At 56.6% G+C, this 25327-nt stretch carries 24 protein-coding genes and 1 tRNA gene; 15 read left to right on the forward strand and 10 right to left on the reverse strand.

The window, feature by feature from the left end; all coding sequences use genetic code 11:
* Nucleotides 1-275 precede the first annotated feature (275 nt).
* The 4 genes from AVO41_RS07115 to fabB all read left to right on the forward strand — a co-directional run bounded on the left by AVO41_RS07115 (nt 276) and on the right by fabB (nt 3171).
* A complete protein-coding gene (locus tag AVO41_RS07115) occupies nt 276-1034 on the forward strand; it encodes a type III pantothenate kinase (RefSeq protein ID WP_068584867.1) in 759 nt (252 codons plus the stop codon).
* 79 nt (nt 1035-1113) lie between these two features.
* Nucleotides 1114-1189: transfer RNA gene (locus AVO41_RS07120), tRNA-Thr, on the forward strand.
* 244 nt (nt 1190-1433) lie between these two features.
* Nucleotides 1434-1949: a 3-hydroxyacyl-[acyl-carrier-protein] dehydratase FabA gene (gene fabA, locus AVO41_RS07125; RefSeq protein ID WP_068584869.1), complete on the forward strand. Its 516-nt coding sequence runs from the start codon at nt 1434-1436 to the stop codon at nt 1947-1949.
* Nucleotide 1950: 1 nt separating this feature from the next.
* The gene (gene fabB, locus AVO41_RS07130; protein WP_068584871.1) at nt 1951-3171 is read left to right on the forward strand and encodes a beta-ketoacyl-ACP synthase I; all 1221 of its coding nucleotides are present in this window, start codon (nt 1951-1953) and stop codon (nt 3169-3171) included.
* 50 nt (nt 3172-3221) lie between these two features.
* Here fabB and AVO41_RS07135 read toward each other — a convergent pair whose 3' ends face one another.
* Together AVO41_RS07135 and ftsY are read right to left on the reverse strand one after the other, a co-directional pair.
* Nucleotides 3222-4145: a DUF2914 domain-containing protein gene (locus AVO41_RS07135; RefSeq protein ID WP_082676634.1), complete on the reverse strand. Its 924-nt coding sequence runs from the start codon at nt 4143-4145 to the stop codon at nt 3222-3224.
* Entirely contained in the window at nt 4145-5236 is a 1092-nt protein-coding gene (gene ftsY, locus AVO41_RS07140; protein ID WP_068584876.1) for a signal recognition particle-docking protein FtsY, read from the reverse strand. The genes AVO41_RS07135 and ftsY overlap by 1 nt, the downstream gene beginning before the upstream one ends.
* A gap of 93 nt (nt 5237-5329) precedes the next feature.
* Between ftsY and AVO41_RS07145 the strand changes: the two genes are divergently transcribed.
* Together AVO41_RS07145 and AVO41_RS07150 are read left to right on the forward strand one after the other, a co-directional pair.
* Nucleotides 5330-6712: a pitrilysin family protein gene (locus AVO41_RS07145; protein WP_068584878.1), complete on the forward strand. Its 1383-nt coding sequence runs from the start codon at nt 5330-5332 to the stop codon at nt 6710-6712.
* Complete coding sequence (locus AVO41_RS07150) at nt 6712-8040, forward strand: pitrilysin family protein (protein WP_082676635.1); 1329 nt, start codon at nt 6712-6714, stop codon at nt 8038-8040. Before AVO41_RS07145 ends, AVO41_RS07150 begins: the two co-directional genes overlap by 1 nt.
* Nucleotides 8041-8044: 4 nt before the next feature.
* On the opposite strand, the gene AVO41_RS07155 is transcribed toward AVO41_RS07150, so the two are convergent.
* Nucleotides 8045-9394 carry an APC family permease gene (locus AVO41_RS07155; RefSeq protein WP_068584880.1) on the reverse strand — a complete coding sequence of 450 codons (1350 nt, stop codon included), beginning with the start codon at nt 9392-9394 and terminating at the stop codon, nt 8045-8047.
* Between AVO41_RS07155 and AVO41_RS07160 the strand changes: the two genes are divergently transcribed.
* The 8 genes from AVO41_RS07160 (at nt 9393) to modC (ending at nt 15277) form a co-directional block, all read left to right on the forward strand.
* Nucleotides 9393-9878, forward strand: coding sequence for a CidA/LrgA family protein (locus AVO41_RS07160; RefSeq protein ID WP_235584697.1), 486 nt, complete (start codon nt 9393-9395; stop codon nt 9876-9878). The genes AVO41_RS07155 and AVO41_RS07160 overlap by 2 nt on opposite strands.
* Nucleotides 9875-10609, forward strand: a complete 735-nt coding sequence (locus tag AVO41_RS07165) for an LrgB family protein (protein ID WP_068584884.1) — start codon at nt 9875-9877, stop codon at nt 10607-10609. The genes AVO41_RS07160 and AVO41_RS07165 overlap by 4 nt, the downstream gene beginning before the upstream one ends.
* Nucleotides 10610-10616: 7 nt before the next feature.
* On the forward strand, nt 10617-11249 hold the full coding sequence (gene rsmD / locus AVO41_RS07170) for a 16S rRNA (guanine(966)-N(2))-methyltransferase RsmD (protein ID WP_068584886.1): 633 nt from the start codon (nt 10617-10619) through the stop codon (nt 11247-11249).
* Between the two features lie 3 nt (nt 11250-11252).
* Nucleotides 11253-11729, forward strand: coding sequence for a pantetheine-phosphate adenylyltransferase (coaD, locus tag AVO41_RS07175; RefSeq protein ID WP_068584889.1), 477 nt, complete (start codon nt 11253-11255; stop codon nt 11727-11729).
* 90 nt (nt 11730-11819) lie between these two features.
* Nucleotides 11820-12626 (forward strand): TOBE domain-containing protein, encoded by an 807-nt coding sequence (locus AVO41_RS07180; RefSeq protein WP_068584892.1) that lies wholly within the window; start codon nt 11820-11822, stop codon nt 12624-12626.
* A gap of 69 nt (nt 12627-12695) precedes the next feature.
* Entirely contained in the window at nt 12696-13469 is a 774-nt protein-coding gene (modA, locus tag AVO41_RS07185) for a molybdate ABC transporter substrate-binding protein (RefSeq protein ID WP_068584895.1), read from the forward strand.
* A 20-nt stretch (nt 13470-13489) separates the two neighbouring features.
* Nucleotides 13490-14182, forward strand: coding sequence for a molybdate ABC transporter permease subunit (modB, locus tag AVO41_RS07190; protein ID WP_068584898.1), 693 nt, complete (start codon nt 13490-13492; stop codon nt 14180-14182).
* 3 nt (nt 14183-14185) lie between these two features.
* Complete coding sequence (gene modC / locus AVO41_RS07195) at nt 14186-15277, forward strand: molybdenum ABC transporter ATP-binding protein (RefSeq protein ID WP_068584902.1); 1092 nt, start codon at nt 14186-14188, stop codon at nt 15275-15277.
* Between the two features lie 29 nt (nt 15278-15306).
* Here modC and AVO41_RS07200 read toward each other — a convergent pair whose 3' ends face one another.
* The 6 genes from AVO41_RS07200 to mutM all read right to left on the reverse strand — a co-directional run bounded on the left by AVO41_RS07200 (nt 15307) and on the right by mutM (nt 22703).
* Nucleotides 15307-16029: a 3'-5' exonuclease gene (locus AVO41_RS07200; protein WP_068584904.1), complete on the reverse strand. Its 723-nt coding sequence runs from the start codon at nt 16027-16029 to the stop codon at nt 15307-15309.
* Nucleotides 16030-16031: 2 nt separating this feature from the next.
* Nucleotides 16032-17936, reverse strand: coding sequence for a DUF294 nucleotidyltransferase-like domain-containing protein (locus tag AVO41_RS07205; protein WP_068584907.1), 1905 nt, complete (start codon nt 17934-17936; stop codon nt 16032-16034).
* A gap of 140 nt (nt 17937-18076) precedes the next feature.
* On the reverse strand, nt 18077-18523 hold the full coding sequence (locus tag AVO41_RS07210; RefSeq protein ID WP_068584910.1) for an isoprenylcysteine carboxylmethyltransferase family protein: 447 nt from the start codon (nt 18521-18523) through the stop codon (nt 18077-18079).
* Nucleotides 18524-18544: 21 nt separating this feature from the next.
* On the reverse strand, nt 18545-21238 hold the full coding sequence (locus AVO41_RS07215; protein WP_068584913.1) for a cation-translocating P-type ATPase: 2694 nt from the start codon (nt 21236-21238) through the stop codon (nt 18545-18547).
* A 23-nt stretch (nt 21239-21261) separates the two neighbouring features.
* Nucleotides 21262-21786: a hypothetical protein gene (locus AVO41_RS07220; protein ID WP_068584917.1), complete on the reverse strand. Its 525-nt coding sequence runs from the start codon at nt 21784-21786 to the stop codon at nt 21262-21264.
* Nucleotides 21787-21866: 80 nt separating this feature from the next.
* Entirely contained in the window at nt 21867-22703 is an 837-nt protein-coding gene (gene mutM, locus AVO41_RS07225) for a bifunctional DNA-formamidopyrimidine glycosylase/DNA-(apurinic or apyrimidinic site) lyase (RefSeq protein ID WP_068584921.1), read from the reverse strand.
* 204 nt (nt 22704-22907) lie between these two features.
* Between mutM and AVO41_RS07230 the strand changes: the two genes are divergently transcribed.
* Nucleotides 22908-23147, forward strand: coding sequence for a hypothetical protein (locus AVO41_RS07230; RefSeq protein ID WP_068584924.1), 240 nt, complete (start codon nt 22908-22910; stop codon nt 23145-23147).
* On the opposite strand, the gene AVO41_RS07235 is transcribed toward AVO41_RS07230, so the two are convergent.
* Nucleotides 23144-25327: a molybdopterin cofactor-binding domain-containing protein gene (locus AVO41_RS07235; RefSeq protein ID WP_068584927.1), complete on the reverse strand. Its 2184-nt coding sequence runs from the start codon at nt 25325-25327 to the stop codon at nt 23144-23146. The genes AVO41_RS07230 and AVO41_RS07235 overlap by 4 nt on opposite strands.

Here is a 25327-nt window from a genome sequence, read left to right on the forward strand (position 1 = left end):
TGCCGAACTCAGAAGTGAAACGTCTCAGCGCCGATGGTAGTGTGGGAGGTCCCATGTGAGAGTAGGTCATCCCCAAGCTTATATCCCAAACCCGTGAGGTAGCCCCTCATGGGTTTTTTTATGTCTGACGTTTAGGCATCAGTGGATGGTGACAAACCCGCTAAGCTCTATTTTAATTGTGTATGATAGCCTGCCGATAGGGCGCAAGCTTGAGTAAGCTGCATGCTGATGCGTCTGCTTGTGAGCATGGGATAAAGAACGATACTTAGGACACTATGAAATTATTTTTTGAATTAGGGAATTCGCAGATCAAAGCGGCCCTTGTCAGCGAGGCCGGTTATGAATACTTGGGGCGAATCACCAATGCATCGGTCGATCAACAACGGGTGATCGAAGACTTTGACTTGCAGGGTGAGCCGATTGATGCTGTGTTTCTAAGCTCTGTCGCCAGTGCGGAACGCAATTCATTATTTATCGAGCAGATACAGACGAATTTTGGCTGTTACCCCACCATGTTGACGACACAGCATCAAAGCGCTGGAATTGAATGCGGTTACCAGCAGTTCGAACAATTAGGTGTGGATCGCTGGATGGCCATCATTGGTGCAACCAATGGACGAGCAAAGCCAACGTTGATCGTTGACGCCGGAACAGCATTAACCATTGATGTGGTCGATGGCCGTGTGCATCAAGGTGGGTTTATTGTCCCCGGCTTGTCTTTGATGCGTCAAACGCTGTTTGATAAAACCGCCCAAGTGAAACAGGCGAGTTTGAAACAACCTTTGACTGAGCCAGCAGGGCGCTCTCTTCTGGCGAAAGACACCGAAAACGGGGTCTTGGGCGGCACGCTTTACATGACGGCTGCGTACATCAATCATCTGGTCCAAGACATGGAAGCGGAGACCGGACGCCGTTTTGATTGCGTGGGTACAGGAGGTGATTTCCCGGTGATTCAGGGCATGCTGGACCGTTCTTTTGAGTACATCGAAGATTTGACATTAAAAGGCATGGTTAGAGTCATCGAAGAAGCTTAATCTCTCGGTACAAAATTGAGTTTCTAGCAGGTTCTTTGCTTGACATGCTCAAAAGAAAAACTATAATACGCCTCATTCAGCCGAAATAGCACAATTGGTAGTGCAACTGATTTGTAATCAGTAGGTTGGGGGTTCAAGTCCCTCTTTCGGCACCATATCTCAAAGCCTCCTTTTAGGAGGCTTTTTTGTTTGTTGTCTTACGTTCCATAATTACCCCGAACATACGTTGCTGTTAGGCAACGGTCCCCTCCTGTATAAAGCTTCCATGACTAAGAAGGTCAATGATTATAAGTCGTAGCGCGCAGACCAATAGAATTGTAAATTGAGTCTTCCGCTTTGATTGTAATGAATTTCTGGCAACTGTTATAATACCCAAAATTTTTATTATCTGGAAACTGAATGGAAAAGCAATCAAGCTACACCAAAGAAGAACTGCTCGCCTGCGGGCGGGGTGAATTATTCGGCCCGGGCAATGCCCAGTTGCCCCTGCCGCCTATGCTGATGTTTGATCGCATCACACACATTTCGGATGAAGGTGGTGCTTATGGCAAGGGACAACTGCGCGCCGAATTGGACGTAAAACCAGACCTGTGGTTTTTTGACTGCCATTTTAATAACGATCCGGTCATGCCCGGTTGTTTGGGGCTGGATGCTATGTGGCAATTGATTGGCTTTTTCCTCGGCTGGACCGGCGGCCCTGGGCGTGGGCGTGCCTTGGGTGCCGGTGAAGTCAAGTTTTATGGACAAGTGTTGCCCAAAGCCAAAAAAGTTGAGTATGTCGTCGATATGAAGCGCGTGATCAAGCGTAAGCTCTACATGGGCATTGCGACCGCACACCTTTATGTAGATGGACGTGAAATTTATTCGGCGGATGATTTGAAAGTCGGACTGTTTACTAATACGGATAATTTTTAACATGAAAAGAGTCGTTATTACCGGTCTCGGGATCATTTCAAGCCTGGGCAATGACAAACAAGCGGTGACGGATTCCTTGAAAAACGGACGTTCCGGCATCGAGTTCGCACCGGAATACAAAGAAAACGGGCTGCGTTCGCAGGTACACGGTTCGATTAAGAACCTGGACCTGTCTGAACATATCCATCGCAAAACGCTTCGTTTTATGGGCGATGCGGCTGCCTACACCTATATTGCGATGGATCAGGCGATCAAAGATGCCGGTCTGACCGAAGAGCAGGTTTCCAACGTACGCACTGGCTTAATCGCAGGTTCCGGTGGTGGTTCCAATGCGCAATCGGTCAAAGCGGTTGAAACAGCCAAAACCCGCGGCGTGAAACGTGTCGGTCCCTATATGGTGACCCGCACCATGGGCAGTACGGTTTCGGCCTGTCTGGCCACGCCTTTCAAAATAAAGGGCGTCAATTTCTCCATCAGCTCCGCCTGTTCGACGTCGGCCCATTGTATCGGGACGGCGGTGGAACAGATTCAACTGGGCAAACAGGATGTTGTGTTTGCCGGTGGTGGGGAAGAGTTGGATTGGACCATGTCGGTGCTGTTCGATGCCATGGGTGCCTTGTCCACGAAATACAACGACACCCCGGAAAAAGCCTCACGTGCTTATGATGCGGGTCGGGATGGTTTTGTCATCGCCGGTGGCGGCGGCATGGTAGTTGTGGAAGAGCTTGAGCACGCACTGGCGCGTGGCGCGAAAATTTACGCCGAAATCACCGGTTATGGGTCCAATTCGGATGGATATGATATGGTTGCCCCATCCGGTGAAGGGGCCGTACGCTGTATGAACATGGCGCTCAATGGCGTGCAGGGTCCAGTGGACTACATCAATCCGCATGGCACTTCCACCCCGGTTGGAGACACCAAAGAAGCAGCGGCGATTCGTGAAGTCTATGGCAATGACGTGCCTAAAATCAGTTCGACCAAGTCGCTTTCAGGCCACTCTCTGGGGGCAGCGGGCGTGCACGAATTTATTTACAGCCTGTTGATGCTTGAAAATGATTTTATTGCGCCCTCAGTCAATATCGAAAACCTCGACCCCGATGTGGAAGGTATGCCGATTGTCACCGGGCTGGTTGAAAATGCCGGACTGAATCGCATCATGAGCAACAGCTTCGGGTTTGGTGGTACCAACGCGTCTCTGGTCTTTGAAAAATATACAGACTGAACGTGTTGCGACTCAAACATTGTTTATAAAAGCCGCTTTGAGCGGCTTTTTTATTGCCCGGATGTTTCTTGATTCTGAGCGATATAAACAAATTCGAATCGTTCAATGACCTCACCGCGTTCGTTTTCAATATCAATCCGCCAAGGTCCGGCCCAAGCACTGCTCAGACGTTTGCTCGACCAGGTACGAAAGCGGTCGCTTCCGATGTCGAGTTCAATTTCTGCCATGGAGCGATTGCGGTGGTACCAGTGGTGCGTCAAGGTCTGGCCTTTTGCGCCAACCACCTCGGTGAAAAACACGATGCGGCGGACGTATTTAGGAACTGGATGATTGAGCACCCCGGTCGGCTCCATTGACTGCACAGATCGAGCCAGTGTCATGCGTCGAACATCGACTGAAGAGCTTGTTACAGGCGGAACTGGATCGTGGGTCGCATTTAACTTGGCCAGATCTTGCTTGCGCTCGCTGAGATCTTGCCGGGCCTGGTCAGAGATTAAACTCAATTTTGGCTTTGTCTCGGCGCTTTCCGGCTTGTCTGGTGTTGTGTCAGCGGCTAAATTAGCCGAATCGGCCATCTGTGACGGCGTTGTTTGCAAAAAAAGGGGAGATGCCTCAGAGACTGTGTTGGCTGGCTCAGGCGTTGTGCTTGCCAGGTTGGCATCTGACGGTGCATCAGGGGATCGCTCGGATTCAATGTTGTGCAGCATCAGCCCTGCTGTGGCCAGACCCGCCAAGGCCATCATCACCCACCAGGCCAGGCGCTGGCGCCAGGGTTTGTGGCGAGACGCGAGCGTGGATTCAGCCAGATCGGCCTGGTACTGTTCGTAACCGGCGACGAAATAATCCCGCAGGTTGGCCTCATAGCGGATTTGACTCGGCATGAACGTCTGGGCAAGCCCTGCTTTGGCTGTACGATAACCCTTTTTGAAGGCATAGAGCTCGTGGGCGTTCTCAGTATCGGGCAGCCGCATCATTACTGATCATCACGCGCAAACAAAGCATCCACAAAGGTTTTGGCGTCAAAAGGACGCAAGTCGTCGGCCGATTCCCCCACGCCAATAAAGCGCACTGGTAAGCCCAGCTGTTTGGACAGGGCCACAATGATCCCCCCTTTGGCAGTGCCGTCCAGTTTTGTCAGGGTCAGGCCGGTGACGCCCACCGCCTCATGAAACTGTTTGGCCTGACTCAATGCATTCTGACCGTTGCCGGCATCGAGCACCAGCATGATTTCATGCGGTGCGGTGTCGTCCACTTTTTGCATGACCCGTTTGACCTTTTTCAATTCTTCCATCAGGTTGGACTGGGTGTGCAACCGTCCGGCTGTGTCCGCAATCAGTACATCCATGTTTTTGGCGCTGGCGGACTGGATCGCATCAAAAATAACGGCGGCCGAGTCGGCGCCGGTTTTTTGTGCCATCACCGGTACTTGGTGTCGCTCGCCCCAGGTTTGCAGTTGTTCCACCGCGGCCGCCCGAAAGGTATCCCCGGCGGCGAGCATGACCGATTGCCCGTCCTGTTGAAATTTTTTGGCCAGTTTGCCGATGGTGGTGGTTTTGCCCACGCCATTGACGCCTACCATCAAAATCACATAAGGCCGATCCGAATCCGGTAATGTCAGCGGCTGGGTGACAGGTTCCAACATTGCGCACAGCTGTGTTTTCAAGCTGTCAATCAGCGCTTGCGGGTCTTTCAGGGTTTTGCGTGAAACCTGATCGGTAAGGTTTTCAATGATTTCGTCGGTGGCTTCAATGCCGATGTCGGCGCTGAGCAGAATCATTTCCAATTCATCCAGCAGGTCGTCATCGATTTCCTTGCGCCCCAGGACCAGACTGGCCAGGCCATCGCTCAAGCCTTTGCGCGTTTTGCTCAGTCCGGATTTCAGGCGGGCAAACAACCCTTGTTTCGGCTCGGAGGCCGCAGGGGCGGTTTCGATTGCGGTCGACGGCTCGGAAGTCGACTCGGTCAAGGACTCGTGCGATTGGGCATTGGTGTCCGTTGATTCGAGCTCGCTTGACGCGTCATTGGATACGTCAGTGTCTTTTTTGCGTTTAAACAGCTTAAGCATGAAGGTGTTTCCAGCGTTTGTTCAGGGTTGAAACCGATTTTTTCGGTATTATAAACCAATCGTGGTACAAACACCGAACACAGGAGCGTAACGATGACAGCGACGCGCAGGCATTTTAACCAGGCCTGGTGGTTTTTGGGTTGGCTCAGTGCCATCTGGCTTTTTAGCAGTCTGGCACAGGCGAGTCTTCACACTGCCGAACTCGATAATGGCATGCGTGTCATTATTAAGGAGGACCATCGCTCGCCGGTGGCGGTGCAACAGGTCTGGTATCGAGTCGGCTCCAATTTTGAGCACAGCGGCCGTACCGGTCTGTCACACATGCTCGAACACATGATGTTCAAGGGCACCAAAACCCGTGGGCCCGGCGAGTTTTCCGATATTGTTTCGCGTCTGGGTGGACAGGACAATGCGTTTACCTCGCGTGACTACACCGCTTATTATCAGGTCATCGGCGCTCAGCATCTGGAAACAATGATGGCGCTCGAAGCCGACCGCATGCGCAACATCGACATCTCAGATGAACATTTCCAGACCGAACGGGATGTCGTGGCCGAAGAACGTCGCTGGCGGACCGAAGACCGCCCCAGTTCAAAATTGTATGAGCTGTTCCGGGCCACTGCATTCATCAACAGTCCGCAGCACCACCCTGTGATCGGTTGGATGAGCGATATTCAGAATTGGACCCTGGAAGATGTTCAGGCCTGGTACAAGCGCTGGTATGCACCCAATAACGCCACGTTGGTGGTGGTCGGGGACGTGGATCCCGAACAGGTGCTTGACTGGGCGCAGACCTATTACGGTCAGCACGCGCCCGAGACCATCGAGCCTCCCAAGCCTCAGGTGGAAATGCCCCAGAACGGCGAGCGCCGCATGACGTTGAAAGCGGCCACGCACACGCCGGAACTGTTGATGGGCTTTCATGTGCCTTCTCTGGTCACAGCGAAAGACGCATCCGAAGTGTATGCGCTGGCCGTACTCAATCACATTTTGGATGGGGATGACAGCGCACGCCTGACCACGGAACTGGTGAATCAGTCTAAACTCAACTCGGCCGCCAGCTGGTATGACAGCACCAGCCGCTGGGAGAGTCTGTTCACGTTGAATGCCACACCCAAGCAGGGACAAAGTCTGGATGAGGTGGAGCAATTGCTGTGGGCACAGATCGAGCGGCTGAAGACCGAACTGATCAGTGAGACCGATTTTCAGCGTGTCTTGGCACAGGCCGAAGCCCAGCATGTGTACCACCAGGACTCGATTCAAGCGCAGGCGCGTTTGCTGGGCATGCTTGCCAGCCTGAACCTGCCGCTGGATACGTATGACAACTGGGCCAAAAACCTGCGTCAGGTCACGCCTGAAGACGTGCGCGCTGTGGCCAGAAAATACCTGAAAGCCGACAAAGCCACCTACGCCCACCTCTATCCCAATGGAGAAGACGTAAGCCGCAAAGCGCCGCCAGCCGGAGGAATGCACTGATGCGACAAACCATGCAAGCGATTCGACAAACAGCGGTCCAGCTGCTGGCCGCAATGGGTGCCAGTGTTCTGAGCATGACCGCCGCGGCCAGTGTGGAGATTGAACATTGGCAAACCAGTAAAGGCACAGACGTCTATTACGTGGGCGCGCAACAGTTACCGATGGTCGATATAGAGCTGCGTTTTGATGCCGGTTCGGCGCGAGACGGCGATGCCCATGGTCTGGCGGCCATGACCAACCGTCTGCTGGGCACCGCCACGCCCAAACTGGATGAAACCGCGATTGCTCAGGGCTTTAACCAGTTAGGCGCGCAATTCGGACAGAGCGCCGGGCGCGACAGCGCCACCCTGTCATTGCGCACGCTGACCCGTGACCGTCTGTATGAACCGGCAGTGGACCTGTTTGAGCAGCTGTTGGTCGAGGCGGTGTTTCGACCCGAAATTCTGACGCGTGAAAAGGCCCGTCTGGAAGTGGCGATCAAGCAAAAAGCCACCCAGCCTCCGGCGCTGGCCTCCATGGCTTTGTGGTCACGTCTGTATGGCGACCATCCGTATGCGCATCCGACCGAAGGGACGTTGGCCAGTCTGGACACACTGACCCGCGACCGGTTGCAAGCGTTTTATGACCGCTACTATGTGGCCCGAAACGCTCAGATCACCATTGTCGGCGATCTCAGTCGCGCTGAGGCCGAAGCCCTGGCCGAGCGCCTGACCCAGCGTCTGCCGGCAGGAAACCGTCCGGAACCGATTCCTGCGGTGCAAACGGTGGCCCAACCGGGCAAAGCGGTTACCGAGTTTGATGCCACCCAGACTCAGATTATGCTGGCGACGCTGGGCGTCAAACGGGGTGATCCCGATTATTACGCCTTATTCCTGGGGAATCATCTGCTCGGTGGCAGCGGCTTTGCCTCGCTGCTGATGGAAGAAGTGCGAGAAAAGCGCGGGCTGGTCTATGGCGTATCCAGTGGCTTTATCCCCATGCGTCAGGCCGGACCGTTTATGATTCGTCTGTCCACGCAAAATGCCAAGGCGTATGAAGCGCTGGACGTGGTGGAGGCGACTCTGAAAGGTTTTATGGACGGTTTTTCTGACGAGAAGCTGGAGGCCATCAAAAGCAATCTGATCGGCGGCTTCCCGTTGCGTCTGGACAGCAACGGCAAAATTGCCGGGTATGTGTCGATGATCGGTTTCTACGATCTGCCACTGGATTATCTCGACGCGTTTCCCAAGAAAATTGCGGCGCTGGACAAGCAAGCCGTTCTGCAGGCCTGGCAGAAACGTATGACGTTTGATCAGGCCACGCGTATTCTGGTCGGTCAGCCACAATAAGGCGTCAGTGACGCTGGCGGCAATGCCAGCGTGAATAGCCCCAGGCACTGAGGGTCAGCAGGACATAGAGTCCGACAATGAATGTGACTTCGGCCGGGGCGTGGCGTATTTCGTAATACAAAATCAATCCGACCGCCAGTATCAGAGCGACAATTGCGCTCAGAGTGATCACCGGATGCGCCCCGGTTAAACGGCGAATGCGATAGTTGGCCACCGCCATCAACAGCGACACCCATAAAAAGGTGATGCTGCCGAACTCCACCAGCATTTTCAGATTGCCGATCAGGATCAGAGCGGACGCCGCTGCCGCCATGGTCACAATCGCCATCACGGGGATGTGCTGGGCAGAGCGTTTGCCCAAAGCCGGTGGGAAATAGCCATCTTCGGCAATCACCGCCATCTGCCGGGACGCACCGAACAAGGTGCCGCTGACTGCGCTGCTGGTGGCCATGAGCGCCCCCAATATCATCAGGTACAAGCCCCATTTTCCCAATGCCTCGCTGGTGCCAGCGGCCAGGGCGTGTTCTTTGTTTTCGATGATCTGTTCAAACGGGATCGCCAGCACCGCCCCCAACGCAATCAGAAAATAAATGCCGGCGGCAATGCCAATGGCACTGTACATGGCAGTCGGCAGACGCTTCTCCGGCGCGTCGATTTCATTGACGGCATTCGCCACCAGTTGAAACCCTTCATAAGCCACAAACGTCAAGGCCGCCACAATCAACACCTGAAACCCGAACGCCAGGGGTTGATCGGTGTCCGGCATCAGTTCGGGCAATGAGGCATCGCCGTAGTTGATCAGCACAAAGGCGATGACCGCCAGTATCATCAGTTTGCCATAGACCAGAAAATCCTCCAGACGCCCCATGCCTTTGACGCTCCAGATATTGATCAGCGCAAACACGCCGAGCATCGCAATCGCCACCAGTTGCCGCAGCCAGGTCGAGGCCTCCAGTTCAAAACTGCTTAAAAAATAGGCGCTGAAGGTGTAAGCATAGATCGCAAGCGTGCTGATGAAACCGAAAATGACATACCAGCCGATCAGCGAGGCTGCAAAATGTGAGCCGGGGAAGGTGCGTTTAAAAAAAGCGTAGCTTGCGCCTTCGTCTTTAAAGTAAACGCCCAGTTTGACATAGGAATAACTCGCCAGCAGCGCCACGGCCCCGCCGATCAGAAAGGCAAGCGGCGTCAACACGCCGATCATGCCCACCGATATGCCCAGCACGGTAAAAATCCCACCGCCGACCATGCCGCCCAGGGCAATCGCGATCAGCTCCGGGGTGCCCAGGTTTTTCTCGCGATGCCGGTGCGGGCTTTTTTGCTTGGCCGAGGGGTGCGGGTTGAATTCGGTCATGGCAAAATCCTTCGTTCCATCCCAGTATGACGTTAAAATAACGCCCATTAAGCGCAATCACAACCAGGCCTGGTTAAAAATGCGACCGGGGCAGAACGAAAGGAGCCGTATGACCTGGCTTTATGGGTTAACCGGATTATTGGTGTTTCAGTTGCTGGGTGAAATGGCGGTTCGCCTGTTGCACTTGCCTGTGCCTGGTCCGGTGGTGGGGATGCTGTTGCTGCTGGGCTGGTTGTTCTGGCGCGGTGACACGCCTCCGGCACTGGATCAGGCGGCCAAAGGGTTATTGAATCATCTGTCGCTGTTGTTTGTGCCCGCCGGAGTGGGCGCCATGATCTATCTGGACGCGCTCATGGCCAATGTCTGGGCGGTGGTGCTGAGCCTGACATTGGGCACGGTGCTGACGCTGATGGTCACCGCCTGGGTCAGTCAGAAAACCCAGCGCCGCAGCACCATGCGCCAACCGGAGCGGTCGGACGGATGACGGAGACGCTGCCTTTGCAACAGCTGTGGGTGTACCTGGCGGCCACGCCATTGACCGGTTTGACCATGACGCTGGTGGCTTACAGTGGCGCAGTCTGGCTGGGACAGCGTTTCGGCTCGCCTGCCTGGCTGAACCCGGTGTTGTTGTCGATTGTGGCGCTGGTGATGTTTTTGCAGATCACGGACCTGTCCTACAGCGACTACTTCGCCGGCGGTCAGTTTATTCATTTTCTACTGGGGCCGGCGACGGTGGCGCTGGCGATTCCGCTCTATCAGCAGCGCGCGCATTTGCGCGAGCTCTGGCGGGCCATTACCTTTGGCGTCGGGATTGGCGTGATGTTTGGGGCCGCCAGCGCCATGCTGCTGGCCTGGCTGGCCGGGTCCGACTGGTCGATGATGATGACGCTCGCGCCCAAGTCGGTGACCGCGCCCATTGCCATGGGCATTTCCGAACAGATCGGCGGGGTGCCCAGCCTGACCGCCGTTCTGGTGGTGCTCACCGGCGTAGTGGGCGCGCTGATCGGGCCCTGGCTGTTGCGTTGGATGGGATGCCGAGATGAGCGCATTCAAGGCTTGGCCATTGGGGTGGCCGCACACGGCATTGGCACTGCACGGGCGTTTCAGTTGTCACCCTTGATGGGCGCTTTTTCCGGTCTGGCCATGGCGCTGTCAGGCATCGCCACCGCCTGGTTGCTGCCCTGGGTGACATACTGGGCACCGGTCTCATCGTGAGGAGTCTATGACACAACGCCGCCGCTCAAAACGACGCACCACGCCACGCCGCACGCCGGGGCATCAGGCTGGCGGGCAGATCCGCCTGATCGGTGGTGACTGGCGTGGACACAAACTGCCAGTGCTCAGTGCCGATGGTTTGCGCCCCACCTCGGATCGGGTGCGCGAAACCCTGTTTAACTGGCTGCAGTTTGAGCTGCCGGGTTCGCAGCTGCTGGACGCGTTTGCCGGTACGGGTGCACTGGGACTGGAAGCGCTGTCGCGCGGGGCGCAATCGGTCACGTTGGTGGAGGCCTTTGCCCCCGCGGCGGCGCAGCTTCAGGCAAACCTTGCGCGGTTGCCGGGCGCTTCAGAGCGGGCCACGGTGTTGCAGCGCAGTGTGCTCGATTGGCTCGCGAGCTCGCGACCCAACGACCGGGCGCCGTTTGACGGCGTTTTTCTGGACCCGCCGTTTGAACAGGGGCTGATGCAACCGACGCTCAACGCGTTATTTCAGAACAACTGGCTCAGCGACCAGGCCTGGTTGTATCTGGAGCAGGAAAAACACTTAGACTGGCCAGTCCTGCTGCAAGGGTGGGCGCTGGTCAAAGAAAAAACCACCTCGCAGGTCCGGTTCGGCCTGGTGAAAAAGGACGTTTGATCTATGTCGATTACAGCGGTATACCCCGGTACGTTTGACCCCATTACCTGTGGCCATTTTGATTTGATTGAGCGGGCGGCCCGATTTTACGAACGGCTGGTGATTGCGGTTGCCGACAATCGCAACAAAACTTCTTTGTTCACCCTGGAAAAACGGGTGGCACTGGCCAAAGAGGTCACCGCACACATGCCCAATGTCGAAGTCATCGGGTTTGATGGTCTGTTGGTGGACTTCGTCAAACGCATTGAAGGCAATGTGCTGCTGCGTGGACTGCGCGCGGTGTCGGATTTCGAGTACGAATTTCAGTTGGCGTCGATGAACCGTAAACTCGCACCCGAGGTGGAAACCATGTTCATGACCCCGGCGGAACAATACGCGTTTATTTCGTCCTCATTGGTGCGTGAAATCTCTGCGTTGGGTGGCGATGTCTCTGACTTTGTGCATCCGGTGGTGGCCGAGGCCCTGCAGGAAAAACGCTGACCTGTTTTTGACCAGGCCTGGTCAAAAAACCATTGCATGCGCGACGTTGATGACGTAAAGTACCTCTCGTTATGTACTAAAGGGTATAACGTGACCGAGGCAACGCAACCGGAAAAACTGGTGCAATCGTTTCTGCTGGGCTCCAAACAGTCGCGTTCGGGCCAGCGTCGTCTGACGCTGTTATCAAAGATTGCGCATCTGGGCTCGCTCAATGCCGCGGCCAAGGCCTGCGGCATGAGTTACAAAGGCGCCTGGCAGGCCGTCGAGGCCATGAACCAATTGGCGGACACGCCCTTGGTGCACACCCAGAAAGGCGGTGCCGGCGGCGGCGGCATGGTGCTGACGCCAGCGGGCGAATCGTTGCTGCAGGCCTATCGGTTATTTGAACAGCAGATGCAGGCCTGGTTGGAAACGCTGTCTCAGCAGCCGCCGGAGATGTTGGATCAATTGGACTTGATCAGGAGAATGTCGATGAAAACCAGTGCGCGCAATCAGTTTTTTGGCACCGTGACCCACATTGAAACCGGGGCGGTCAATTGCGATGTGACCTTGCAGGTGCGCGACGGTTTGCGTGTGGTGGCCCAGATCACGCCGGCCAGTTTGGAACGTCTGGGCATTGCTGTGGGCAGTGACGCCTATGCCCTGATTAAGGCCAGCTTTGTGATCCTGGCAAAAGACGATGGCATGCAAACCAGTGCGCGCAATCGTTTTTGTGGTAAGGTCCGTTCGTTGGACAAAGGGGCGGTCAACACCGATGTCACGCTCGATCTGGGCGGTCAGCAGCAGGTCTCGGCCATGATCACCAACCAAAGCTGCGAGTCGCTGGGCGTGGCCGAGGGCGAGCCCTTTTGCGCGTTGGTCAAAGCCAGCCATGTGTTGTTGGCGGTGGCTGAATAAGGAGCAAGTCATGGGCTCAAAATTTTTTGTTTCTCGATATGTATTAAAGGTAATAAGGAGAGTGTTTGTATGAGTTTGATTCAACGTTTTTTTGCCAAAACCCTGTTTGGTTTGTCCGTTGCGGCTTTTTCAGTGCCCGCGTTCAGTGAGAGCGCCACCATTGCGGTAGCGGCCAACTTCACCAAAACCATGGAAGTGATCGGCGAGGCGTTTGAAAAGGAAAGCGGGCACGAATTGAAATTTTCGTTCGGCCCCACCGGCAAGCTTTACGCACAGATCAGCAACGGCGCGCCGTTTGATATGTTTTTCGGGGCCGATGAACGTCGCCCCAAAAAGACCATCGACGATGGCATTGGGTTAGCTGACACATATTTTGTGTACGCTCAGGGCCAGATTGTGCTCTACAGCGACCAATATCCGGTCAAAACGCAGGCCCTTGAGGTGTTGAAAGACGCCCAGTTTAAGCATCTGGCCGTGGCCAACCCCAAAAACGCCCCTTATGGCGACCGCGCAGTCGAGTTTCTGAAAGGCGCGGGCGTTTATGCCGGGGTGGAAAAGAAACTGGTCTATGGGGAAAGCATTGCGCATGCCTTTCAATATGTTGCCACCGGCAATGCGCCCATCGGGTTTGTGGCCATGTCGCAAGTGGTGGACCCACAAAGCCCGGTCTATGAAAAAGGCGAATACTGGGTGGTCCCGGCCGACAGCTACACGCCCATCAACCAGGGTGCACTGGTGCTCAAACGCGGGCAGGACAATGCCGCCATTGCCGACTTTGTCGAGTTTCTCAAAACCGACACCGCCAGAGACATCATTGCGCGTTTCGGGTATCGTACGCCCTAACGCTTTAAAAGGACGCAGGCATGACGCTGTTTGGCATTGAAATCGAATGGTCGCCCATCTGGTTGACGCTGGAAATCGCCACCCTCACCACGCTGGTGCTGTTGGTGCTGGGCACGCCGCTGGCCTGGTGGATGGCCAGAATGAAATCGAGCAACAAAGTATTGCTCGAAGCGCTGGTGGCACTGCCGCTGGTGTTGCCCCCCACTGTGCTCGGGTTTTATCTGCTGATTATCATGAATCCCAATGGCATGGTCACCGAAACCCTGAGCTGGTTTGGCTACGAGGGCCAGTTGACCTTCAGCAAAACCGGTTTGGTGATCGGTTCCGTGTTTTATTCGCTGCCGTTTGCGGTGCAGCCGCTGATGCATGCCTTTGAAACCATTCCTGATCGGTTGCTGGATGCGGCGGCCACCTTGCGCGCCTCCTTTCTGGATCGCTTTCGCACCATTGTCATGCCACTGGCGCGGCGCGGGTTTCTCACCGCCGCCACGCTCAGCTTTGCGCACACGGTGGGTGAATTCGGCGTGGTGCTGATGGTCGGGGGCAACATCCCGGGTGAGACCCGCATGGTCTCGATTGCCATTTTTGATCACGTTGAAAGCCTCGAATACGCGCAGGCGCATCTGCTCTCGGCGATGATGCTGGTGTTCTCGTTGGCGGTGTTGATGCTGGTCTATGGCCTCAACCGCAAATTTGAAGTGAAGGTGGGCTAAGCAATGAAATCGGTGACCTTACAAGGCAATCTGACGCTGGATCTGGACGGGTTTGTGCTCGACAGTGGCGACTTCGAGCTACCGCTGTCGGGGGTGACGGTGTTGTTCGGACGTTCCGGCAGTGGCAAAAGCACCTTGCTACGTGCCATCTCCGGGCTGGATAAGCGTACCCGTGGTCAGTTAATGTTCGGCGATACACTCTGGCAGTCGGGCAAACAACATCGGCCCACCGCCGAGCGTGATATCGGGTTTGTGTTCCAGGATGCGGCCTTGTTCCCGCATTTGAGCGTGCGCCAGAATCTGGACTACGGCATCAAACGCCTGCCCAAAGGCAAAGCGCCTGCGGATTTCGATCAGATTGTCGAGCGAGTGGGCGTGGGGCATTTGTTGGACCGCGACATCGGCTTTCTCTCCGGCGGCGAGCGCCAGCGGGTCGCAATTGCCCGGGCGCTGCTGATGCAACCCAAACTGCTGTGTATGGACGAACCGCTGTCCGCGCTCGACTGGCGCGCCAAAGCCGAATTACTGACCTTGATTGAAGAACTGGTGGAAAGCCTGCAATTGCCGGTGCTCTACATCACCCATGACCCGATGGAAGTCGAGCGATTGGCCGATCAGGTGGTGCTGATGGCGGATGGCCGAATCCAATCGGTCGAACCGCTGGCCCAGTTGCTCAACCGGGCCGACTCGCCGTTGTTCGATCACCAGGGCGCGGTGTCGGTACTGCAGACCCATCCGCTCGAAAGCGGTGATGTCTCTCAGGTACGCGTGGCCGACCAGATCTTGTCGTTGTCAGGTGCCAGAGCGGCAAAAGGCAGGCGACCTTCGAAACGCCAGTTATCACGGGTGCGCATTCTGGCGCGCGACGTCACCCTCGCACTGGAAGACCCGCACAAAATCAGCACCAGCAACCATCTGGTCGCCACCGTGGCGGAATTGATCGATCAGGACGACCACAGTCGGCTGGTGCGCCTCAAACTCAATGATGAGCAAACCTTCTTTGCCGAAGTCACCCACGACTCCGCCCAGCGACTGCAATTATCACCAGGCCTGGTGGTGTTTGCCTTGATTAAAAGTGTGGTGCTGAATCGGTGAAGGTCAGATAAGCGGCTCGGTGCTTGCCTTTATGCCCAAAGTTCGCTGACGGGCGTCTGGGGCGAATAATGCCGGGCGATTTGGGCCTGCAGCAGTTCGGCGGTGGCCAGTGCGTCGACTTTGGCGTGGTGAGTGGAGTAGGGGGGTAAGCCATAGCGCTCACGGCTGGCGGCCAGACGAATGGAGGGCGGGGCGATGCCGAAAAGCCGCTTGAGTGTTTGGAAGCGCTGCCCTCGTTCAAACCGAGCTTCGATCACCATGGTGTCAATCACTGGAAACAGGCAGTGCTCGCCGCGTCGGGCGAAGATGGCCCCGTCCAGAAAGTTGCGTTCAATGTTGCGATAATGCACGACCACAAGATGCCCCGCCAAGCGGTCGAGCACTTCGTCGAGCACCGTCTCCAGATCAGGCGCGTGTTCGATTTCCGAGTGGGTGATGCGGTGATGGACGATGGATTCTTCGCGCAGGGAGCGTCTGGGTTTGACCACCCAATAATGGCCTTGGGCCGGACGGATACGCTGCAGGGTAAAGGGCACCATGCCGATGCTTACGATGTCGTGTTTGGCGGCGTTCATGCCGGTGGTCTCAAAATCCAGTGCCATCAGTGGTACTTCGCCGATCGGGGTGTCCGGTGACACCAGACCTGTGGCGTAAAAACGCTGAAGTGTCGGGTCCTGACAGTGTTTTGCCTGGGTTGTGTAGTAATCTGCCCAGCTTTGTGTCGATGACGGCGATGTATTTTTGAGCCCCATGGTTAGCCGCGGCCTCGTTCGGGGTAGCGAAAGCGCAGGTATTTTTGTGCGTGGTTTAATACCTGAAAGGCTTCCTTGAGATTGTGACGGTCGTGATCCGAAATGTATTCGGGTTCGATGGAGTTGTCGGCGGTATGGTTGTGCTTGATGTCATCGGCCTGATGACGCAAACGCACCAAAGCCATGAATTCGAGTGCGTAGCGCAAACGGTCGGTCTGTCCGATCGAGAGGATATTGGCTTCATCGATGTCATCCAGTCGTTCAAACGGGTTTTGTGCCTGTGACCCCACGCTCAGCGCATGCACACGGATCACATCGTTCATGGGCGCCACGCCGCGGCGTTTGATGTTGATGGAATTGTTGTGCTTGCCATCCTTTTCCATCACGAAATTGCGAAAGACGCCCAATGGCGGGGTACGGTTGAGTGCATTGCGCGCGAGGGCCGCCAGAAATTTCGGGTTTTTGGGTGCCTGAGTGGTGATCAGGTCCTGCAGTGCTTCGACGAAACGCTCCTCCCCATACACCGCATCCAGGTCAAAGAAAATCGAGCTGTGCAGCAACCGCTCCGGGTCGGGTTCCGCGATCCACTCTGTGAAGTATTGCTTCCACTGGGCCAGGGGTTGGCGCCATTGGGGGTTGGTGGCCATGATGCCGCCTTTACAGTAGGGGTAGCCGCAGGCATCCAACCCGTCGCTGACACGTTGTGCCAGCGCTTTAAAATAAACATCGTGCTGCGCCGGGTCGAAGCTGTCGTGCAAGACCAGAGCATTGTCCTGGTCGGTGGTAATGGACTGGTCATTGCGCGCCAGCGAGCCGTGCACCATAAAACAATACGGCACAGGCGGTGGTCCCAGTTCCGCCTCGGCCAGCTCCACCAGCCGTCGCATCAGGCTGCGGCCAATGCTGGACATGGCGTTGCCGATCATCTGAGAGGTGGCTCCCTCATCCACCAGGCGCAAGAAGGCTGCCTGGATGTTGGGCTTGAGGCGCTCGAGCCCACGTGCGCTGGTCTGCTTCAGGATGTTGCTCATCAAGTGCAGACTGCTGTCGGTTTCGTAGCGCACAATGTCCGAAAGAGACACCAGACCGACCGGGCGACGTCGGTGCAGCACAGGCAGGCTCTGAATGTTGTTGCGCAACATGATCAACATGGCTTCATAGATGGATTCATCCGACTGAATGGTGTGAAGCCCTTCATCTGTGATTTGCGTCAGAGGTGTTTGTGCGGGCAGGCCCTGGGCGAGGACGCGTTCGCGCAAATCCAGATCGGTGATCATATCGCTCAGTCGCCATTGTTGGCCGTCAAGATCACTGAAAACCCGGTCCGAATCCGAGTGGTCAGGCGGGGCGAGTACCAGCAGAGAGGACACTTCCTGTTCGGTCATCAAACGGGCTGCTTCCTGGACACTCGCGGAGGCCTCGATCATCACCGGTAATCGTGTGATCAGACGGCGAACGGGGGTGAACATCATGTCGTTGCCGCGTGCGCTTTGTTCCACCGTGCTTTTCAGGCGCGAGCCCCAGAGCCCGACAAAGTCGGCAAAATTTTCGTCTTGGTCGCACAGGCGGTCGAACACGGCGGCGGGAATGAGGTAGATCAGTGTGTCTTCAATGGCCGTGACTGGCGAGCGTACGCGCCGGTTGAGCAGCAGGCCAACGTGGCCAAAGATGTCGCCTTCATCGAGACGGTTGTAAAGCTCGCCATTTCGTAAATAGACCTCGACGGCGCCACTGCGGATATAAAAGAGATAGTGGATGGGGTCGCCGAATTCGACGATGGGCGCCCCCGCTTGATAGTAGGCAATTTCCACCGATGTGGCGATGTCATTGAGCAGAGCATCGCTGAGATCCCGAAACGGCGGGTAAGCGCTGATGTGGTCACGGATTTCTTTGATTTCAGCTTCCATTCGCGCTCCCTGGTCGGTTTGAAGACACGGTCCATAAAGAGTGCCGTCAACGCCTTTACAACCATCCCGATTATACAATTCAACGCTGCGTTTTCGAGCTTATTCCGGCCCCAATCTTTTTGGCATGGCATCCGTCGGAATCAGAAGATAAAAGGCATCAGCTTGTGCGTGCGCTGCTGGTAGTCCGGGTAGTCGGCAAAGCGTTCTTTCAGGAGGGCTTCTTCGTAATGCAGTTTGAGTAACAGATCGAGCAAAAGCAAACTCAGCAGTGCCCAGCGCAAAGGCGTGGGCGCGACAATCACCAGAGGCGTGAAAAACAGCAGGATGGAGGTGTACATGGGGTGGCGTAGCCAGCGGTAAGGCCCGGCCTGCACCAGCTTAGAATCCGGACGCGGATCGGGAATGATGTTGAAGTGTCCCAGGTGCATGGTCTGCACTGCCCAAAGCCCCAGCCCGATGCCAAGGATCTGGAAGATGAATTCCCATCCTGAATGGATCCAAGGGCCGGTCAGCAGCAGTCCCCCCATCGTGGCAAATTGAACGCCCACCAGCGTGTAGGAGATGAGAGGGTGCTTTAAATGACGCATGGTTTCATTCCTTCACATCACTCAGAGCCATTTGAGTCCGGTAATGCGTTTGATGGATGAAAGCACCAGTGTGGGCAACGCGCCCATAAACAGCGCCATGGCCAGATGGGCGCTGCTTAAGGCTTCGGTGCCGATGGCCAGATTGCCAAACGGGGTGTAGACCATCAGCAGTGACAGCGCGGCTGAAAGCGCCACCGCGCCCAGCAGCATGTGGTTGCTGAAAGGGTTGCGTTGAAACAGGGTAGTGAAGGTCCGTGCGTCAAATACATGCACCAGTTGCCCGAAGATCAGGGTCATGAAAGCAAGCGTCTGGGCGTAGGCGACTGATTCGCCCTGCGAGAGGGCATGGAAAAACATGAAAAAGGTCATCGCACCCATCACCAAGCCGCGGGCAATGATTCGGGTGCCCAGATGATCGGCAAAAAAGCTTTCATCCGAGGCGCGGGGCTGGCGTTTCATCACGTCGTCTTCGGCGGCATCAAACCCAAGCGCCAGCGCGGGAATGCCATCACTGACCAGGTTGATCCAGAGGATCATCAATGGCGCCAGGGAGAGCATGGGTTCATCGATGATGATCAGAAACGCAAACAGAATCGCCGAGACTTCGGACACATTGGCCGTCAGAGCCTGGCGGATGAATTTGCGGATATTGTCGTAAATGCGGCGACCTTCGCGCACGGCGTTGACGATGGTGGCAAAGTTGTCGTCCAGCAGAATCAGATCGGACGAGTCCTTGGCCACATCAGTGCCGCCCTGACCCATGGCAATGCCGATGTCGGCTTTGCGCAGGGCGGGGGCATCATTGACCCCGTCGCCGGTCATGGCAATGACATCACCATTGGCCTGCAGCGCCTGGACAATGCGCAGTTTGTGTTCGGGGGTGACGCGGGCATAGACACTGACCTCGGCGGCGCGATTGATCAGTGCCTCGTCGCTGATCTGATTCAGTTCCGGGCCGGTGATGACATCCGCGGTTTCGTCTTTGACAATGCCCATCTGCGCGGCGATGGCTTTGGCCGTGACGGCGTGGTCACCGGTGATCATCACCACGCGCACGCCGGCTTTGTGTGCCGAGCGCACGGCTTTGGTGGCTTCTGGACGCGGTGGGTCAATGATGCCGTGAATGCCGTTGATGATCAGGCTGTGTTCCAGTTGTTCCACCGGCAGATCGATGTCGGAGGGATTCAGTGGCCGATGGGCCACCGCCAGGGTGCGCAGGGCTTCGCGCCCGAAACCTTCAATCACCTCGTTGATCATGGATTCGTTACTGACCATGTCCAGATGTTTGTCGCCACAATCGATCGCATCGGCATGGCGGCTGACCACATCGGGCGCCCCTTTGACAATCAGATGAAGCTGGCCGTGTTTGTCTTCGACCACCACGCTCATCATTTTGCGCCCGGAATCAAATGGGTGGGTGCGCAGCACTTTAAAGTCGTTCTGCAGGGTGTCGGGGGTGATGCCGGCCTTGGCCGCCGCGACCACCACCGCGCCTTCGGTGGGCAGGCCCTGAATACGGTACTGACCCGATTCCTCGATTAATTCGGTGTCCGAGCAAAGCACGGAAAAGCTGAGCATTTGGGTTAAATGAAAGTGGTGCTCGGGGGTGACAATGTGCCCGGTCGGGTCGATAAAGTCCCCTTTGGGCTCGTAACCCTGGCCGCTGACGTCATAGATTTCACCGCTGGCCCAAAGCTTGAGTGTCTGCATCTTGTTCTGGGTGAGGGTGCCGGTTTTGTCGGAACAGATCACCGAGGTGGCTCCCAGCGTTTCCACCGATGCCAGTTGCTTGGCCAGCGCGTGGCGGTGCATCATCTGTTTGGCGCCAAGCGTGAGCACAATGGTGACCACCGTCGGCATCCCTTCCGGAATGGCTGCCACCACCAGTGAAATGGTGGTGGTAATCAGCTCCATGGCGGAAAGCCCCTGATAAATGCCCAGTGCCACAATCAGAGCGACGATTACGAACGCCGCCCAGATCAAGGCGTGTGACAGTTCCTGAATGCGGCGCTGCAGTGGGCTCAGGCGGGATTCGGTGGTTTGCATCAGGTCGGCGATTTTGCCCACCTCGGTCTGCATGCCGGTTTCAGTGACCACCGCAATGCCCTGACCCCGGTTGATCGGGGTGCTCATAAAGACCCGGTTGCTCTGGTCACCCAGTGCCAAATCGGCTTCGGACAGGGCCTCGGCCTGTTTCTGTGCCAGTTCCGATTCACCGGTCAGCGCGGCCTCGTCGATCTGAAGGCTGTCGGCTTTGATCAGGCGGGCGTCAGCGGGAATGATGTCGCCATTGGCGAGCTTGATCAGGTCGCCGGGCACCAGCTCGCTGGCCGGGATTTTCTGCCACTCGCCCTCGCGCATGGCCAGACATTTGGGCGCGGCCATGTTTTTGAGGGCATCAATGGACTTCTGGGCTTTGTATTCCTGCACAAACGAGATCATGGCGTTGATCACAATGATCACGCTGATTGCAATCGCATCGATGTGGTGGCCAGTCAGGAACGATAGCACGGCGCCCACGGCCAGAATGATCAGCAAGGGGTTTTTGAGTTGGGCCAGAAACAGCATGATCGCTGAGGTCTGCTCGGCCTGATGCAAGTTGTTGAGGCCATATTCAGCCTGGCGCGATGCCACCTCTTCCGCGGACAGGCCGGTTTCGGCGTGGGTGCCCAATTGTTTGAGCACACTCGAAGACGACAGTTGATGCCAGTTCATAAACGTCCCTATCTGGATTGGTGTCAGTCGGATTGCTGATTGTATGTGGTCAACTGAAACGGCACCTGAATCTGGTGACCGTCATTGAGTGTGATCAGCACCGTGACTTGCCAGTGCATTTCATCATTGGTGCAAAAGGCCAGCATCAGCGGCCCGGTATAGTGGCCCGGCGACTGGCGCTGAAGCGGCACCCGGTTGTAGCCCATATACATATTAATGCCCGCCACATCGATTTCCACGGATTTGATGGCGTCATCGGCAAACCCTTCCAACCGCGCACTGGCCTCAAGGCTGCGTGCGACCTGAACCGGGCGCGGGCTGAGCGACAGTGTCACACGCTGGTCGGTGATGGGCGCTTGGCCCGGCACCTGAGCCAGCGACAGCTCTTTGGGTGCCTGCGCGGTGCACACGGATTCGCGCAGTTCACACGACTGCATCATTGGCCAGGCCGTGGCGGTGGGGGCATCGTTCTGGGAGGAGCAACCACTCAGAAAGCCGAGGGTGACCAGGAGTAACCAGCCAGTTTGGCGCTTGATAAAATCAATCATATCGGGTCCCCGGCATTGAAAAGGCATGCTCTTATATTAGTGAAACCCCGGCGGGAGTACAAGCCGGAAACCTCTCGCGTTTAAAGTGGCTGACAATGCGGGCAAAAATAGCTGGCGCGCTGGCTGATGACCTGTTTTTCGATCGGTGTCCCGCAATGACGACAGGGCTCGTCCAGACGACCGTAAACAAACAAACGTTGCTCAAAATAACCGGGCGTGCCGCTGGGCGCGAGGAAATCATTCAGCGTGGTGCCGCCTTGTTCAATCGCCGCCTGCAACACTTCTCGTATGTGGCGGGCCAGTGTTTCGCACTGGGGTTTGGTGAGCGTGTCGGCGCGTAAAGTGGGGTGAAGGCCGCTCAGAAACAGGGCTTCGTTGGCGTAAATATTGCCCACGCCCACCACAATGTGCGCGTTCATCAGACAGGTTTTGATGGCGCTTTTGCGGCGTGACAGCGCCTGAAACAGCACGTCGCCGTCAAAGGCCTCACTCAATGGCTCCGGCCCGAGTTTGGCCAGCAGTGGGTAGGTGTTGGGTGGCTGGTCGGTCCAGAGCCAGGCCCCAAAGCGTCTGGGGTCGTGGTAGCGCAAGCAGGTGCCATCGGTCAGTATCAGATCGATGTGGTCATGCTTGCGGGGTGCGGTCTCAGGCGGCGTCAGGCGCAGACTGCCCGACATGCCCAGGTGAATCAACAGCGTGCCCGCCGAGGTGCCATCGACTTGCGTCAATGTCAGCAACAGGTATTTGGAGCGACGCTTGACCGATGAAATCACCAGGCCTGGTAAAAAATCGGTCAAATGCGCGGGCACGGGCCAGCGCAGTGAGGGTTGTCGGACTTTGAACGACCGGATGGTGCGGCCGCGCAGGCTGGGTTCAATGCCTCGGCGGGTGGTTTCGACTTCGGGTAATTCGGGCATGGGATCAGCTCACAACTGGATCAATCTAAACGCTTCGACAGCGCATTATAAAACGGTGGGGCAAACTGGTGCGAACTTTGCTGCGTCGCTTAACAAGCGATCCGTCAATCTAAGCTTGCGCCGGGATTGGCCGATACAGAAAGTAGGCCCGGAAAGTCAGGCGAAAGGCTCGTCAACGGCTTTCATCAGACACAAGGAGGGCGTATGACCACACAACATTATTGTCTTGAAAAAGACGAATGCGGCTATCACATTGTGGGCGCCAAAGGCTCTGTGGCGTTGTTTGCAGGCCTGGAGGAAGCGTATGAAGCCTTGCAGAATCTGCGCGAACACTGGCCTTTGCCCAGAATGAGTCCCCAGGCCTTTCGTCGTTATCGACGTGAGCTGGCGGGCAAGCCGCCTTCGGTTGAACCAAGCGCGGTGCCCATGGCCGAGGTCGGCTAGATTTTAATGGGCAAACGTCGAACCGGCTGGCCGGTCAATGACAGAATCGCGCCAGCCAGCGCAGGCGCAACCGGTGGCAACCCGGGCTCACCATAACCCCCGGGGGCCTGCTCGCTGGCCACAATTTCCACGTCAATGTCCGGGGTCTGCGCCAGGGTCAGCATCGGATAGTCGTCAAAGTTGCTCTCCTGCACACGGCCCGATTCAAAGTGGATTTCACTTTGTAACGCGGCAGTCAGTCCATAGATCACCGCACTGCTCACCTGACGTCGCACGATTTCGGGATTGACCACACGTCCACAGTCGATCACACAGTAAACCCGATCCACGACGATTTGCTTGTCTTCCAAATGGGCTTCGACCACCTGACCGGCCAAACTGCCGAAGCTTTCCACGCAGGCCATGCCGCGCCCGATGCCGTCTGCCGCCGGTTTCTGCCAACCGGAAAGGGCTTCCAGTTGGTCCAGCACGCCGTGCATGCGGGCGTCGTCTTTGAGCAGTTGACGACGATACGCGAACGGGTCAATCTGCTGGCGGTGTGCCAGTTCGTTAACCATGCCCTCCAGAAAGAAGCCGGTAAAGGAGTGACCGACCGATCGCCAGAAACCGATGGGGACAGAAAAGTTTTCGCGGACAGCCTTGAGCGACAGGTTGGCAATTTGGTAGGCCTGATCGCCCAAACCTTCGGTCATGGCACTGTCGATCATGGTGTCCGATCCACCGGTGAAGTCGGCCATCACCGAGTCGGTGACCACTTTGTTGCGCCAGGCAAGCGGGTAGCCGTCGGCATCCAGATCGACATCGAATCGGGCGAGGGCCGCGGGGCGATAAAAATCATGTTGCACGTCTTCTTCGCGGGACCAGATCAGCTTGACCGGGGCCTGCATTTCGGTCGAAAGCAGGACCGCCTGGGTGACATAGTCCACATAGGCCCGTCGGCCAAAGCCACCGCCGAGATAGGTGGTGTGCAAAGTGACCTGATCCGGCTGTAACAGACTGGCATCGGCCGCCGCCTGCACTGACTGGGTCTGGTTTTGGGTGGGCGCCCAGACCTCACAGTGGCTGTCGGTGACATGGGCGGTGGCATTCATGGGTTCCATCGGCGTGTGCGCCAGATACGGGGCGTAGTAGTCTGCCTGAATGGTTTCCGAGACTTGCCCGGAGGCCGATTGCGATGATTCGATGACGGTTTCGCCGTCTTTGTTTAATCCGGCCTGAAGTCGGGCTTCGATTTGTGTGTTGTTCAGCTCGGGCATGGCACCGACACTGAATTGGGGATTGAGCTTTTCCAGTCCTTTTTTGGCCGGCCAGTAACCGTCTGCGACCACGGCAATGGCGCCCGGCAGTTCGACCACTGCTTTCACGCCTTTCACCGATTTGGCAGCGGCCTCGTCATACGTCTCAATGTCACCGCCGAATACGGGCGCCTGAGCAAGGGTCGCGGTTAGGAGGCCGGGCAACTGGACATCTATGCCAAATTGCGCCTGGCCGTTGAGCTTGGCGGGGGTGTCCACCCGAGGCATGGGACGACCAATGTACTGATACTCACTGGGGTGACGCAAAGGCGGATCGGCTGGCGCTGTTTGTTGCGTCAGAGTGGGCAGCAATTCGGCGAAATCAATCTGGCGATGATTGTGGCGCTCAATGACCCGGTTTTCGCGTGCGTCACAGTCCTGTGGGGCCACGCCCCATTGCTCGGCGGCGGCCTGACACAGCATCGCACGCAGGGTCGCCCCCACTTTGCTCAGGGGTTCCCACCAGGCGCGCACGGCGGTACTGCCGCCGGTTAACTGCATGCCGAACATCGGATTGTTGTACATGGGGTCATTCAGCGGCGTTTTCACTTGAATGCGAGGGTAGTCGGCCCCCATTTCATCCGCCATGATCATGGCCAGCGCCGCCTGCGACCCCTGCCCCATTTCAGAAACGGGCACGATCAGGACCACCTCGTTCTGCTCGGTCAGTTGCAGCCAGCCCTGAACCGGAAAATTGGATGTTTGCTGCGCGTCCGCGTCAGAAGCCGCGCGGGCTTTGCGTGCAAGAGGCAGCTGAAAGCCAAACAAAAGGCCGCCCGAGGCAATCAAGCCGGCTCTGAGCAGGGCACGGCGGCTTGGGTTCTCTGGGCCGATTTCTTCGACGGCGTTGGATGGCGTTGGCTTGGATTGCATCAATGCTTTCAT

It is taken from the genome of Thiomicrospira sp. WB1, assembly GCF_001507535.1.
GTDB lineage: Bacteria > Pseudomonadota > Gammaproteobacteria > Thiomicrospirales > Thiomicrospiraceae > Hydrogenovibrio.

Coding starts and splice junctions, on each gene's coding strand:
- AVO41_RS07115 (WP_068584867.1), top strand. CDS start 276: ATGAAATTATTTTTTGAATTAGGGAATTCGCAGATCAAAGCGGCCCTT.
- fabA (WP_068584869.1), top strand. CDS start 1,434: ATGGAAAAGCAATCAAGCTACACCAAAGAAGAACTGCTCGCCTGCGGG.
- fabB (WP_068584871.1), top strand. CDS start 1,951: ATGAAAAGAGTCGTTATTACCGGTCTCGGGATCATTTCAAGCCTGGGC.
- AVO41_RS07135 (WP_082676634.1), bottom strand. CDS start 4,145: ATGATGCGGCTGCCCGATACTGAGAACGCCCACGAGCTCTATGCCTTC.
- ftsY (WP_068584876.1), bottom strand. CDS start 5,236: ATGCTTAAGCTGTTTAAACGCAAAAAAGACACTGACGTATCCAATGAC.
- AVO41_RS07145 (WP_068584878.1), top strand. CDS start 5,330: ATGACAGCGACGCGCAGGCATTTTAACCAGGCCTGGTGGTTTTTGGGT.
- AVO41_RS07150 (WP_082676635.1), top strand. CDS start 6,712: ATGCGACAAACCATGCAAGCGATTCGACAAACAGCGGTCCAGCTGCTG.
- AVO41_RS07160 (WP_235584697.1), top strand. CDS start 9,393: ATGGCAAAATCCTTCGTTCCATCCCAGTATGACGTTAAAATAACGCCC.
- AVO41_RS07155 (WP_068584880.1), bottom strand. CDS start 9,394: ATGACCGAATTCAACCCGCACCCCTCGGCCAAGCAAAAAAGCCCGCAC.
- AVO41_RS07165 (WP_068584884.1), top strand. CDS start 9,875: ATGACGGAGACGCTGCCTTTGCAACAGCTGTGGGTGTACCTGGCGGCC.
- rsmD (WP_068584886.1), top strand. CDS start 10,617: ATGACACAACGCCGCCGCTCAAAACGACGCACCACGCCACGCCGCACG.
- coaD (WP_068584889.1), top strand. CDS start 11,253: ATGTCGATTACAGCGGTATACCCCGGTACGTTTGACCCCATTACCTGT.
- modA (WP_068584895.1), top strand. CDS start 12,696: ATGAGTTTGATTCAACGTTTTTTTGCCAAAACCCTGTTTGGTTTGTCC.
- modB (WP_068584898.1), top strand. CDS start 13,490: ATGACGCTGTTTGGCATTGAAATCGAATGGTCGCCCATCTGGTTGACG.
- modC (WP_068584902.1), top strand. CDS start 14,186: ATGAAATCGGTGACCTTACAAGGCAATCTGACGCTGGATCTGGACGGG.
- AVO41_RS07200 (WP_068584904.1), bottom strand. CDS start 16,029: ATGGGGCTCAAAAATACATCGCCGTCATCGACACAAAGCTGGGCAGAT.
- AVO41_RS07205 (WP_068584907.1), bottom strand. CDS start 17,936: ATGGAAGCTGAAATCAAAGAAATCCGTGACCACATCAGCGCTTACCCG.
- AVO41_RS07210 (WP_068584910.1), bottom strand. CDS start 18,523: ATGCGTCATTTAAAGCACCCTCTCATCTCCTACACGCTGGTGGGCGTT.
- AVO41_RS07215 (WP_068584913.1), bottom strand. CDS start 21,238: ATGAACTGGCATCAACTGTCGTCTTCGAGTGTGCTCAAACAATTGGGC.
- AVO41_RS07220 (WP_068584917.1), bottom strand. CDS start 21,786: ATGATTGATTTTATCAAGCGCCAAACTGGCTGGTTACTCCTGGTCACC.
- mutM (WP_068584921.1), bottom strand. CDS start 22,703: ATGCCCGAATTACCCGAAGTCGAAACCACCCGCCGAGGCATTGAACCC.
- AVO41_RS07230 (WP_068584924.1), top strand. CDS start 22,908: ATGACCACACAACATTATTGTCTTGAAAAAGACGAATGCGGCTATCAC.
- AVO41_RS07235 (WP_068584927.1), bottom strand. CDS start 25,327: ATGAAAGCATTGATGCAATCCAAGCCAACGCCATCCAACGCCGTCGAA.